Source organism: Paucibacter sediminis, from assembly GCF_030254645.1.
Taxonomy (GTDB): Bacteria; Pseudomonadota; Gammaproteobacteria; order Burkholderiales; family Burkholderiaceae_C; genus Paucibacter_B; species Paucibacter_B sediminis.
The window spans coordinates 3,612,105-3,624,282 of the sequence record NZ_CP116346.1 but is presented as its reverse complement, the minus strand read 5'-3'; the positions used below and the strand labels follow the sequence as shown (position 1 = coordinate 3,624,282).

Sequence of the window (12,178 nt, the reverse complement as noted above, 5' to 3'; positions counted from 1 at the left end):
AGGTTCATTGCCGCTCAAGCCTTGTAGAGAGGGCTGCGCAGATAGAGCTCGCGCACGCGGCGCCCGGCCACCACGCCCAGGGCGCTGACCGGCAGGGCGATCAAGACACCCAGGAAGCCGAACAAATGGCCGAAGGCCAGCAAGGCGAATATCACCATCAAGGGCGAAAGGCCGATGCGCTCGCCCACCAGGCGCGGGGTGAGCGCAAAGCCCTCGATGAGCTGGCCAAGGCCGAAGATCAGCGCCACCGCCAGCAGGCCATACAGGCTCGCGAACTGCAGCACGCCCGCCAGCAGAGCCAGCAAGAGCCCCAGGCCGAAGCCCAGATAGGGAATGAAGACGGCCAGACCGGTGAACACGCCCACCGGCAGTGCCAGCTCGAAGCCGGCCAGCGCCAGCGCAACGCTGTAGTAGGCGGCCAGGATCAGCATCACCAGCAATTGGCCACGCAGGTATTGCCCCAGCATCTGGTCGCATTCGCCCAGAAAACCGCCGACGCGCTCGCGCATGCGCGGCGGCACCATGGACCAGGCGCGCCGCATCAGCTCGGGCCAGTCGTGCAAGAGGTAGAACAGCACCACCGGCAGCAGCACCGCATTGCCGACGATGGCCAGCAAGAAGCTGCCGCCGATGCGCGCCGAACTCAGCGCCGTGGCCAGCCAGTCTTCCAGATTGGCGTCCAGGTACTTGAGCACAAAGCTCTTGATGCTGGCGGTGTCCAGCGCCGCGTTGATGCCATGCTGCTGCAACCAGGGCAGCACATGGGCGTTGAGGGCGTTCGCCAGCACCGGGATCTGCTCGCGCAGAAGCGGCAGTTCCTTGCTGAGGATGGGCACGATCAGCAGCAGCAGGGCCAGCACCAGCAACACCGCCACCACCTCCACCAGCAGCACGGCCAGCAGGCGCGGCACGCGCCGGCGCACCAGCAACTCGACCGCCGGCGTCAGCGCATAGGCCAGCACCGCCGCGGCGATGAAGGGGGCCAGCACCGGCTGCAGCAACCGCAGCAGCGCCAATGCCAACAGGGCCAGGGCGGCCCAGGCCAGGGCATGGCGTTGCGGGGTACTGAGCGTCATAGGGGATGGCCGGGAGATGGTGGGGGCTTGCGGCGCGGATTCTAAGTGCGCGGCGCCCCTTCACGCTCAGTGCAAGGTGGGGCCGCCCCTGGCACATTTGGCACGCCACTCCTGCAGCATGGCCTCCAGCGCCTGCCGGTCCGGCGCATCCGGCACCTCGGCGAGGTAATGCGCCAGATCCACCGCCGCCGCCTGCAAGTCCCCCAGCGCGAACCAGGTCATGGCGCGGTCGCGGCACTCGGCAGCCTCGCCGGGCAGCAGGGTGACGAGGCGCTGCTGCACCTGCAGCAGGCGCGGCCAGTCCTGGCCCGAGCGGTGGATTTCCTTCAGGTTGCGCAGCATGCGGGCCAGCACCTGGCGCGGGCTGGCGGCCTGCAGGAACAGCTCCATGGGCAACTCCTGGTCGTCCGGCAGGCCGGCGCCATGCCGGTAGGGCAGCAGGAATTCCTCCAGCGCATTGCGCGTCAGCGAGCGGCCGCTGAAGGGATCCAGCACCACCTCGCCCTGCGGCAGGCGCAGCTTGAGCAGGAAGTGCCCGGGGAAGGCCACGCCCTGCACGCGCAAGCCGATCTGCGCCGCCAGCTCCATGTAGATCACCGCCAGGGTGATGGGAATGCCGCGCCTGGTGGCCAGCACATGGTGCACAAAGCTGTTGCCCGCCTCGTAGTAGTTGTTGACGTTGCCGGCGAAGCCCAGCTCCTGATGGAAGTACTGGTTGAGCGCGCGCAGCCGGTAGGCGGCGGCGGCATCGGCCGGCAAACGCCGCTTCAGGCGCTGCGCCAGGGTATCGACCTCGGCCAGCACCTGCTGCACGTCCAGCTGCGGGAATTCGTCCTGGGCGATGGTGATGGCCGCCTCAAGCAGGTTCAGGCTCTGCTCGTCGGCCACCAGGGCCGCAAAGTATTCCAGCGGCGTTGGCGCACGCAGGCTCAGGGAGGCACTCATGGGCCGAGTTTATGCGCGCCGCACGAATTGGCGCAGCTTCAATCCGCTCAAGATCAGCACCGCGAAGTACAGCAGCGCCGAAGCCGCCAGGCTGCCCGCCATGTACAGGGCGCGCCACAGCTCGGTGGCCCCCAGCGCCACCCAGTCCAGCCGCACGGCCAGCTGATGCTGCAGTAGCCCCATCGCCAGGCTGGCCAGCAGCACGCGCAGGGCAAAGGGCAACCAACCCGGCGCGGGCGTGTAGCTGCCGCGCGCACGCAGCCCGCGCAACAGCAGGCCGGCATTCACCAGAGCCGCCAGGCCGATCGAGAGCGCCAGGCCGGCAGCCCCCAGCCAGGGCACGAAACAGGCGTTCAGCAGCTGCGTCAGCACCAGCACGCCGACGGCAATGCGCACCGGGGTGCGCGTGTCTTGCCGCGCATAAAAGCCCGGCGCCAGCACCTTGATCGCGACCAGGCCGATCAACCCCACGCCATAACCCATCACCGCGCTAGTGGTGTGCAGCACATCGTCGGCCTTGAAGGCCCCACGGTGATACAGCACCGCCACCATCGGGCCGGCAAACAACAGCAGCGCCACCGCGCAAGGCAGAGCCAGCAGCAAGACCATGCGCAGCCCCCAGTCCAGCATGGCCGAGTACTGGGCCGTCTCGCCCTTGGCCTGGGCGGCCGAGAGCTGCGGCGTCAGCACCACGCCCAGTGCCACGCCCAGCAAGGCGATCGGAAACTCCATCAGGCGGTCGGCATAGGTCAGCCAGGAGGCGGCGCCGGGCGCCACCCAGATCGCGATCTGCGTATTGATGACCAGGGACAGCTGGGCCACGCCCACGCCCAGCAGCGCCGGCCCCATCTGGCGCAGGATCTGGCCCACGCCGGGGTGCTGCCAGGCGCGCCGCAGGCCGCCCCAGCTCAGGCCCAGGTGCGGCAACAGACCCAGCCGGCGCAGCGCCGGAATCTGCACCGCCAACTGCAACACGCCGCCGAGCATCACCCCGATCGCCATGGCGTAGATGGGCTGGTAGCCCATGGTCTGCAAGCGCGGCGCGAGCAGCCAGCCCGCGGCGATCACCGACAGGTTCAGCAGCACCGGCGTGACCGCCGGCACCATGAAGCGCTTCCAGGTGTTGAGAATGCCCGCCGCCAGCGCCACCAGCGACATGCAGCCGATGTAGGGAAACATCCAGCGCGTCATGACGATGGCGGCGCGGCGCGCATCGTCCGCCAGCCCGGCGCCCAGCAGCCACACCAGCAGCGGCGCGCCTAGCACGCCCAGCAGGCAGGTCAGCAGCAGCGTCCAGGCCAGCGCGGTGGCCACGGCGCTGATGAGCAGGCCGGTGGCGGCATCACCCTCCTTGGCTCGGGTCGCGGCCAGCACCGGCACAAAGGCCTGGGAGAACGCGCCCTCTGCGAACAGTCGGCGCAGCATATTGGGAATGCGGAAGGCCACCTGAAAGGCGTCGGTGATGGCACTGGCGCCAAACAGCGCCGCCACCATCTGCTCACGCACCAGGCCGGTGACGCGCGACGCAAGGGTCAGGATGGAAACAAGGGAAGCGGCGCGCAGCAGATTCATGGGGAACGGGGTTTGCCGGCCATTCGACGGCCGGCGCATTATCTATTTGCGCCCGGGCTGGTCGACAAATCGCTTCAAGTCTTTGATCACCGCTAGAAAAGTGCTACACTCGCGGTCTTTGCACCAACTGGTAGACCTATAACATGGCAAGCTCTTCCAAAGCCAAGAAGAAAACCGTCCGTTTGGCATCGGGCCGCAAGCGCGCCCGCCAGGACGTCAAGCTCAACGCTGCCAATACGGCACTGCGTTCCAAATTCCGCACGGTCGTGAAGAACGTGCAAAAGGCCGTGGTCGCTGGCGACAAGACCAAGGCTGCTGAATTGTTCAAGACCGCCCAGCAAGTGATCGATTCGGTCGCTGACAAGGGCATCTTCCACAAGAACAAGGCTGCTCGTCACAAGAGCCGTCTGTCGGCCAAGATCAAGGCCCTGGCCGCCTAATAGCCAGCCTGGTGCAAAGCAAAAGGTCCGCTTCGGCGGACCTTTTTACTTGGGCATCATATCGACCGGCGCCAGCACTTGCTGAGCACGCAGCCAGTCAGCCACCGACCGCGCCACCCAGCCGCCATCATCCAGGGGCAGATCATGGCCCGCGTTTGCATGCAGACGCAGCGGTACCCCCCAGGCCCGGCTGATCGCCTGGGAGCAGCGCCAATCCACCAATTCGTCACCCTTGCTGCATAGCAGCAGCATGGGCGCGCGCGGCTTGGCATAACTGGCGCGATAGCGCATCGCCGCAAGCAATTGCCGCAACGCATTGCGCCGCCCGACCGGATGACTGCGCTGCAACTCAACCCAGGTGTTGAGCACCGAATCGGGTTGATCGAGCAGGCGAGTCGTCAGCGCCAACACCTTGGCCTCGCGCTGGCGCAGGCTGACCCTGAACAGGCTCAGCATCAGCAAGGGCCAGTAATTGCTGGGCCGCAAACGCCGGAAGAAGGGGCTGAAGGGCCGCAAGCTGGTGTTGATCAGCACCGAGCCGGACACCTCCTCCGGGTAGCGCCGCATCCAATCGCTCACCACCATCGCGCCCAAGGACATTGCCAGCAGGTGATACGGGGGCGGAATACCACGGCGCAGCATTTCGTCGCGGCACACTTCCACCATATCGTCCACCCGACTGGGGCTGGTCAAGCGGTGCATGCTGCCGTTGCCCGGCAGGTCTAGCAACTCCAGCACGACGCCCGGCTGCTGCCGCTGCAGTTCGGCCTCCAGCACACTGGGAAAACTGCCCCAATGTCCGCTCTCCCGAGTGAGGCCGCGCAACAAAATCCAGGTGACTGGCTGGGTCATCCCCACCTCATTGCCCTCAACGACGATACCAACGCTCCACGGCACGCTCATGATGCACCGGGCGTTGATCACCAGCCGGCAACCAACCCGCCGCACCGCAGGCGGCCCGGGCCAGAAAATCCAACCAGGCGAGATGCCGCCGCAAGACCCGCTGCTGCCGGTGCTGAACCTGGGGATTGAAGATCCCCTGCCTCGAGAATAGCTGGCGAGGATTCTTCTTGACCCACAGCCATGAGCCCATTTCGAGGGTCAAGGGTAGCAGCATCCGATCCGGCTGGGCCTGGGATCGCAAATAGAGGTGATCCCAGAGGTCGCCATGCGTCAGATATTGCCGACTCTGGGGCTCGAACACATAGCGGTGTTGCGCCAACGTCTGATCCAAAATTTCGCTCAAGGCATGCATCTCCGCCAGATGCGCCAGCGGCCGCGCCGTGCCTGCAAAGGGAAACCAGATGCGATCGAGCATGCCAAAACCGGAATGGCAGTCAACGCTCAGCGCGACGCGGTGGCTCAACAACTCGGTCTCGACCAGGTCGCACAAGGCCTGGCTCTCGGGCTGCATGCCCTGCCCGCGCGGTCCACGGTACCAAGGCAGGCGGGCGCTCAGACGTTGACCGCCCAACAGCCAGGGCACAGGGGCGCTGGCATCCACTGGCGCATTGCGCATCAGGTCCACACCTTGTGGATTGGCGCGCGTACCTCTTGCCAAGCCGCCCGGATTGACAGCGGCATGAAGACCATGCGCAACCCGGCCAACTGCGCATGCAAGGTGGCATCCCAGCGCAATCGCATCACCAGGCTACGCAGGAAAGCCAGCACCACCTCGATGCCTATGCGCTCGAGTCCATGCACGCCGCCGAAATAGCCTACGGCCGGGCAGTCCGGCGCCGGATTGCCAAGCACCAACGCCAACAGCGGCAAACACTGACCGGCAGCCTGCACTTCGCCGAGCTGACGCAACTCCACATGGGGCCGACCTTGTTCGGCCAGGAGCCGGACCTCGTCCAGCAGATCCCGCGCCACGCTGTCGCCACCCGCCACCCCGAGTTCTGTTGCCATCGCGATGCAAAGCGCTGCAGCATAGTCATACCGCGGCCGGTCCACCATGAGCCGATTGGATCAACCACGACATCAAGCCGTCATCACGCGGTGGCAGGCTGGCGCCACATGGACATCACATCACCCGGCCCCTCTCTACCAAGCGCCAACACAGCCGCCTGTCGATGGGGATTGCTGAGGGCCTGCTGTCAGGGCGTGAGGGAGCTGTTCGCACTGCAGTGGGCAGGCTGGCGCCGCCGATGAGCGCGCGCGGCGCCGCTAGGGCCGTTCAGAGCGCTCGGGCAACAGGCAGGCCTCGGCCACCTGCAGGTGGTTGTCGCGGGCGAAGTTCATCACGAAGTCCCAGGCCATCGGCTCGATGCTCTTCAGCTCTTCGTTGACGATCACGCATTTCACGCCGTTGATGACGCGCGGCACGCAGTAGGGCGAGTAGCCGATATGGGCCCCGATGCCACCCTTGGCCCCGCCCGGGCGGAAGCAGGACATCGCCCCGGCGAGTCGCTCGGCCCAGTCGCTCGGCCGGAAGGCGCGCCCCTCCAGGGTCACACCCTGGATGAAGACTTCGCGCGGTTTGGGGGGCTGGCTCATGACGTGAAAGCGGCGGCCGCGGCAACAACCAGCCGCGGCGAAACCGCTATTGTGCCCTGGATGTGTTGCGCCGCAGCACGAGCCATCGCGCAGTGCGAACTTTCCAGCGGGACGCTGCGGCTTTGTGCGCGCAAACCCGGATTTGCTGCGATGCACACTTAGAATCGATCGCTCCCGGCTGGCGCCGGGTGTCCCCTTCTTGTTCCCTCCCCTTTCATGGAGACTTGATGAACGCCGCCGTATCGTCCGTGCCCCCGTCCGAACCGCATGTGATGCAAACCTATGGCCGACTGCCAATCGCGCTGTCGCATGGTCAGGGTTGCTGGGTCTGGGACGTGGACGGCCGACGATACCTGGACGGGCTGGGCGGCATTGCGGTCAACACCCTGGGGCATGCCCATCCCAAGCTGGTGCCGGCGCTGCAGGAACAGATTGCCAAGCTGATCCACACCAGCAACTACTACCATGTGCCGCTGCAGGAGCAACTCGCCGCCAAGCTCTGCGAGCTCTCCGGCCTGACGAATGTGTTCTTCTGCAATTCCGGCCTGGAAGCGAACGAAGCCGCGCTGAAGATCGCGCGCAAGTTCGGCCACGACCGTGGCAACCACAATCCCGAGCTGCTGGTGTTCGAGGGTGCCTTCCATGGCCGCTCCATCGCCACGCTCTCGGCCACCGCCAATCCCAAGATCCATGCCGGCTTCGGCCCGCTGGTGCCCGGCTTTGTGCGCGTGCCCTTGAATGACATCGCCGCCGTCGAGGCCGCACTCGACGCCCATCCCAACATCACCGGCATCTTCCTGGAGACCATCCAGGGCGAAGGCGGCGTGAACCCGGCGCGCATCGAGTTCCTGCAGGCACTGCGCCGCGTCTGCGACGCGCGCGACATTCTGCTGATGCTGGACGAGGTGCAATGCGGCATCGGCCGCACCGGCAAGTGGTTCGCCCACCAATGGGCCGGCATCCAGCCGGATGTGATGCCTCTGGCCAAGGGCCTGGGCAGCGGCGTGCCCGTCGGCGCGGTGGTGTGCGGCCCGCGCGCCGCCAAGGTGATGCAGCCGGGCAACCATGGCACCACCTTTGGCGGCAATCCGCTGGCCATGCGCGCCGGCGTCGAGACGCTGCGCCTGATGGAAGAGGAAGGCCTGCTGGCCAACGCCGCCAAGGTCGGCGCCGAGCTCAAGGCCAGCCTGGCGCAGGGATTGGCTAGCGTGGCCGGCGTGGTGGAGATCCGCGGCCAGGGCCTGATGCTGGGCATCGAGCTCGACCGCCCGGCCGGCGCGCTGCTGGCCAAGGCGGCCGAGGCCGGGCTGATGATCAGCGTCACCGCCGACCGCGTGGTGCGCCTGGTGCCGGCACTGATCCTGAGCAGCGACGAGGCCGCCCAGATCGCTGCCATCCTGGTGCCGGTGATCAAGGACTTTCTGGCGGTGCCAGCATGAAGCCGGGGAACAGCCTGATGCGCCACTACCTGCAATTCCGCGACTTCCGCGCCGAGGAGTACGCCTATCTGTTCGAGCGTGCCGCCATCATCAAGCGGCGCTTCAAGAACTACGAGCAGTACCAGCCGCTCTCCGACCGCACCTTGGCGATGATCTTCGAGAAGGCCAGCACACGCACCCGCGTGAGCTTCGAGGCCGGCATGTACCAGATGGGCGGTTCGGTGGTGCACCTCACCACCGGCGACAGCCAGCTGGGCCGGGCCGAGCCGATCGAAGACAGTGCGCGCGTGATCAGCCGCATGGTCGACATCGTCATGATCCGCACCTTCGAGCAGACCAAGATCGAGCGCTTTGCGGCGCACTCGCGCGTGCCGGTGATCAACGGCCTGACCAACGAGTACCACCCCTGCCAGATCCTGGCCGACCTCTTCACCTTCATCGAGGCGCGCGGCATGGACCGCCGCGGCGCCATCGACATGGACTGTCTGAAGGGTCGCGTGGTGGCCTGGGTGGGCGATGGCAACAACATGGCCAACACCTGGCTGCAGGCGGCCGAGATCCTCGGCTTCACCGTGCACGTCAGCACCCCCAGCGGCTACGAAGTGGACCCGGCCGTGGCCGGCATCCAGAACCGCGCCTGCTACAAGGTCTTCAAGGACCCCAACGAAGCCTGCCGTGGCGCCGACCTGGTGACCACCGACGTCTGGACCAGCATGGGTTACGAGGCCGAGAACGAGGCGCGCCGGGCCGCCTTCGCGGACTGGTGCGTGGACGCCGACATGATGGCCCAGGCCAAGCCGGACGCGCTCTTCATGCATTGCCTGCCGGCCCATCGCGGCGAGGAAGTGGCGGCGGACGTGATCGACGGGCCGCAGTCGGTGGTCTGGGACGAGGCGGAAAACCGCATGCACGTGCAAAAGGCGCTCATGGAGTACCTGCTGCTCGGCCGCATCGGCTGAGCAAAGGCCTCAACGAGGGCGGATGCTGCCGTTCAGGCTGCCGGCGGGATAGTTGCGCTGGAACGCCTTCCAGACTGCCCCCGTCCTGGCGCTGCGCTCCAGCAGTTCGCGCAGCGCCTCCCGATCGCCGTCGCTGAGGCTGGCCCGCGACAGATAGGCGCCGCTGTCGGCCCAGGGCAGCTCCTCCACCGGCTCATAGCGCAGCCGCTCCAGCAGGGCCTGGTAGCGCGGCTCGGCCGAGATCGCGCCCACCAGGATGGAGGGCGCCATGATGGTCAGATCCGACATGCCGCTGCTGAGCGAGCGTGCCACCGCCAGCGCATCCACCTCCAGCGAGAGCCGTCGCTGCTCGCGCAGCTCTGACAGCAGGGAACGGTAGGCGTCGCCATAGTCGAAGCCCCGCACCAGCGCGACGCGCAGCTCCTTGCGCTCCAGCAGCTCATCCAGGCTGGTGATGGCGGGACGCTCGCTGCGCAGGGAGATCAGCGTGGCGCGCGCGAAGATCAGCGGCACGAACAGCCCGAACTGGTCGCGCCGGGAGGAACGGCTCGCCGGTATCAGCAGATCCGCCTTGCCGGCCTCGAACATGGCCTCCTGGCGCGCCCGCGGCACCACGCTGAACGCGAAGTCGCAGCCCTCCTTGGCAATGCCGCGCAACAGCTCGGGATAGACCCCGCCGGGCAGCCGCCCATCCACAGTGACGCTCAGCCCCACGGCGGCCAGCGGCGCCTCGATCACGCGGCTGCACGCCGCCAGGCTGAGCTCGCAGGCACCTTGCGCGAGCGTGAAAAGAGCTGTCAGTCCAAATACGCGCCACATGCCTGTACTGCCGTCCTGTTCGTTGCAGGATAACCGAAGCCGCGGGCGGCAAGGATCAGCCAGCCGTCAGTCAAACATGGCAAGCTATGCGGGTCATGAAAATTGCCCTGATCACCGACCTGCACGCCAATCGCGAAGCCTTCAGCGCGGTGCTCGACCATGCCGAGTCCCAGCATGCCGGCCAATATGCCCTGTTGGGCGACTTCGTAGGCTATGGCGGTGATCCGGCCTGGGTAGTAAATCGGGTGCGGCAAATGGTCGCCGACGGCGCCATCGCGGTGATGGGCAACCACGACAGCGCCGTGCTGGAGGGCCCGCTACCCAGCATGCGCGACGACGCCCGCGCCGCCGTGCTCTGGACGCGTGCCCAGCTGAATGCCGAGCAACTCGCCTTTCTGGCCGCCCTGCCGATGAGCCAGACCCAGGAAGACCGGCTCTATGTGCACGCCAATGCCTACGACCCGCGGGCCTGGGAGTACATCCAGGGGCGCCTGGAGGCGATGCGCAGCCTGCATGCCACCGAGTGCCGCTACACCTTTTGCGGCCATATGCACGAGCCCATGCTCTACCACCTCTCGGGGACCGGCAAGGCGGGCGACTTCAAGCCGGTGCCGGGCATGTCGATCCCGCTGCTGCCCAACCGCCAGTGGCTGGCCATCCCCGGCTCCTGCGGCCAGCCGCGCGACGGCAACCCGGCCGCCTGCTACGCCCTGTTCGACACCGTGAGTCACGAGCTCTGCTTCCAGCGCGTGCCCTACGACCATGATGGTGCCGCCGCGCGCATCCGCGCCGCCGGCCTGCCGGAGCGCCTGGCGCAGCGCCTGCTGACCGGCGATTAGTGCCTAACGAGGAATCCATGCCAGACCAGTCCAGCGGTCCCGCCAGCATCCCCGCCCCCCTGCCCATCGCCAGCCTGGAACCCGGCCTGGTGCTGGATGGCTTCCGGCTGGAAGAGCGCCTGCACCAGGGCGGCATGGCCAATCTCTGGCGCGTCACGCGGCTGGAGCCGGTGCCTGGTGAGGACTTCCCGCTCATCATGAAGGTGCCGCGCATCAAGGGCGGCGAGGACCCCGCCACCATTGTCGGCTTCGAGGTCGAGCAGATGCTGATGCCGGCCCTCAAGGGCCCGCATGTGCCGCGTTTCGTGGCGCGCGGCGACTGGACCCGCCAGGCCTATATCGTGATGGAACAGATCGCCGGCCAATCGCTGCGCCCGCGCCTGGACGAGGCGCCGCTGCCGCTGGACGAGGTGATCGAGATCGGCTCGCGCGTGGCCACCGCCCTGCACGATCTGCATCGCCAGCATGTGGTGCACCTGGACATCAAGCCCAGCAACATCATGCTGCGCCCGAGCGGCGAGGCGGTGCTGGTGGACTTCGGGCTGTCGCGCCACGACCAGCTGCCCGATCTGCTCGAAGAGGAGTTCTCGCTGCCGATGGGCACCGGCCCCTATATGTCGCCCGAGCAGGTGCAGTTCGTGCGCAACGATCCGCGCAGCGACCTGTTCGCCCTGGGCGTGATGCTGTACCACTTCGCCACCGGCGAGCGCCCCTTCGGCCAGCCCGCCTCGGTGCGCGGCCTGCGCCGCCGCCTCTATGTGGACCCGGTGCCGCCGCGCGCCATCGACCCCAACATCCAGCCCTGGTTCCAGGAGGTGGTGCTGCGCTGCCTGGAGGTCAAGCCGGAGCGGCGCTACCAGAGCGCCGCCCAGCTGGCGCTGGACCTGCAGCGCCCCGAGGGCATCACCCTCAGCAAGCGCGCCGAACGCCTGCACACCAGCGGCACCATCAAGACCCTCAAGCGCTGGTTCTTCGCGCTCGGCTCCGAGCCGGTGGCCCAGGCCACGGTCACCGAGCAGGTGGCACGCAGCCCCATCATCATGGCCGCGGTGGACATCGACCATGCCACCCCCGGCCTGCTGGAGCAGTTGCGCGAGACGGTGCGCCGCATCGTGCAGACCGAACCCGGCGCCCGCCTGGCCTGCGTCAGCGTGATGAAGACCGCCCGCATCGGCATGGACGAGCTCACCGACAAGGATGGCAAGAGCCTGCACGTCAAGCAATTGATCGCCCTCAAGCACTGGGCAAGACCTGTCACCCGCGCGCTCAAGCTGGAGGACGGCCGGCTCACCTTCCATGTGCTGGAAGCGCCGGACGCGGCCAATGCCATCATCGAATTTGCCGCCAAGAACCGCGTCGATCATGTGGTGATGGGCGCACGCGGCAACTCGGCGCTGCGGCGCTATCTCGGCAGCGTCTCGGCCCAGGTGGTGGCGGAATCGGACTGCACCGTCACCGTGGTGCGCGAGATGGCCAGCGCCTGAGCCCCCTCCTCCTCCCCAATTCTTCACGCTGCTGGTTTCTGCTCGCTTGTTGGGCCGCATGGCCTCGGCCATACTCGCGCGCAGCAAGGCCGCCGACGGTGTGGCC

General features: G+C 67.1%; 13 protein-coding genes. 5 read left to right on the top strand and 8 right to left on the bottom strand.

Features of this window, described 5'->3' with window-relative positions; translation table 11 throughout:
• Positions 1 to 14 precede the first annotated feature (14 nt).
• The 3 genes from PFX98_RS16760 to murJ form a co-directional block, all read right to left on the bottom strand.
• Positions 15 to 1,076, bottom strand: coding sequence for an AI-2E family transporter (locus PFX98_RS16760; protein WP_285231627.1), 1,062 nt, complete (start codon positions 1,074 to 1,076; stop codon positions 15 to 17).
• Positions 1,077 to 1,142: 66 nt separating this feature from the next.
• Positions 1,143 to 2,021 carry a SirB1 family protein gene (locus PFX98_RS16755; protein WP_285231626.1) on the bottom strand — a complete coding sequence of 293 codons (879 nt, stop codon included), beginning with the start codon at positions 2,019 to 2,021 and terminating at the stop codon, positions 1,143 to 1,145.
• A gap of 9 nt (positions 2,022 to 2,030) precedes the next feature.
• Entirely contained in the window at positions 2,031 to 3,593 is a 1,563-nt protein-coding gene (murJ, locus tag PFX98_RS16750; RefSeq protein WP_285231625.1) for a murein biosynthesis integral membrane protein MurJ, read from the bottom strand.
• Between the two features lie 143 nt (positions 3,594 to 3,736).
• Between murJ and rpsT the strand changes: the two genes are divergently transcribed.
• On the top strand, positions 3,737 to 4,033 hold the full coding sequence (rpsT, locus tag PFX98_RS16745) for a 30S ribosomal protein S20 (RefSeq protein ID WP_285231624.1): 297 nt from the start codon (positions 3,737 to 3,739) through the stop codon (positions 4,031 to 4,033).
• A gap of 45 nt (positions 4,034 to 4,078) precedes the next feature.
• On the opposite strand, the gene PFX98_RS16740 is transcribed toward rpsT, so the two are convergent.
• The 4 genes from PFX98_RS16740 to PFX98_RS16730 form a co-directional block, all read right to left on the bottom strand.
• Positions 4,079 to 4,936: an alpha/beta fold hydrolase gene (locus PFX98_RS16740; protein WP_285231623.1), complete on the bottom strand. Its 858-nt coding sequence runs from the start codon at positions 4,934 to 4,936 to the stop codon at positions 4,079 to 4,081.
• Positions 4,902 to 5,561, bottom strand: coding sequence for a M14 family metallopeptidase (locus PFX98_RS24680; RefSeq protein WP_342399155.1), 660 nt, complete (start codon positions 5,559 to 5,561; stop codon positions 4,902 to 4,904). The genes PFX98_RS16740 and PFX98_RS24680 overlap by 35 nt, the downstream gene beginning before the upstream one ends.
• Positions 5,552 to 5,944, bottom strand: a complete 393-nt coding sequence (locus PFX98_RS24675) for a M14 family metallopeptidase (RefSeq protein WP_342399154.1) — start codon at positions 5,942 to 5,944, stop codon at positions 5,552 to 5,554. The genes PFX98_RS24680 and PFX98_RS24675 overlap by 10 nt, the downstream gene beginning before the upstream one ends.
• Before the next feature lie 258 nt (positions 5,945 to 6,202).
• A complete protein-coding gene (locus PFX98_RS16730) occupies positions 6,203 to 6,532 on the bottom strand; it encodes a DUF3579 domain-containing protein (protein ID WP_285231622.1) in 330 nt (109 codons plus the stop codon).
• Positions 6,533 to 6,759: 227 nt separating this feature from the next.
• Between PFX98_RS16730 and PFX98_RS16725 the strand changes: the two genes are divergently transcribed.
• Together PFX98_RS16725 and argF are read left to right on the top strand one after the other, a co-directional pair.
• Positions 6,760 to 7,971 carry an aspartate aminotransferase family protein gene (locus PFX98_RS16725; RefSeq protein WP_285231621.1) on the top strand — a complete coding sequence of 404 codons (1,212 nt, stop codon included), beginning with the start codon at positions 6,760 to 6,762 and terminating at the stop codon, positions 7,969 to 7,971.
• Positions 7,968 to 8,930 (top strand): ornithine carbamoyltransferase, encoded by a 963-nt coding sequence (gene argF / locus PFX98_RS16720; RefSeq protein ID WP_285231620.1) that lies wholly within the window; start codon positions 7,968 to 7,970, stop codon positions 8,928 to 8,930. Before PFX98_RS16725 ends, argF begins: the two co-directional genes overlap by 4 nt.
• A 9-nt stretch (positions 8,931 to 8,939) precedes the next feature.
• Here argF and PFX98_RS16715 read toward each other — a convergent pair whose 3' ends face one another.
• The gene (locus PFX98_RS16715; protein WP_285231619.1) at positions 8,940 to 9,749 is read right to left on the bottom strand and encodes a substrate-binding periplasmic protein; all 810 of its coding nucleotides are present in this window, start codon (positions 9,747 to 9,749) and stop codon (positions 8,940 to 8,942) included.
• Between the two features lie 95 nt (positions 9,750 to 9,844).
• Between PFX98_RS16715 and PFX98_RS16710 the strand changes: the two genes are divergently transcribed.
• Together PFX98_RS16710 and PFX98_RS16705 are read left to right on the top strand one after the other, a co-directional pair.
• On the top strand, positions 9,845 to 10,588 hold the full coding sequence (locus PFX98_RS16710) for a metallophosphoesterase family protein (protein ID WP_285231618.1): 744 nt from the start codon (positions 9,845 to 9,847) through the stop codon (positions 10,586 to 10,588).
• 17 nt (positions 10,589 to 10,605) lie between these two features.
• Positions 10,606 to 12,072 carry a bifunctional serine/threonine-protein kinase/universal stress protein gene (locus tag PFX98_RS16705; protein ID WP_285231617.1) on the top strand — a complete coding sequence of 489 codons (1,467 nt, stop codon included), beginning with the start codon at positions 10,606 to 10,608 and terminating at the stop codon, positions 12,070 to 12,072.
• Positions 12,073 to 12,178 lie beyond the last annotated feature (106 nt).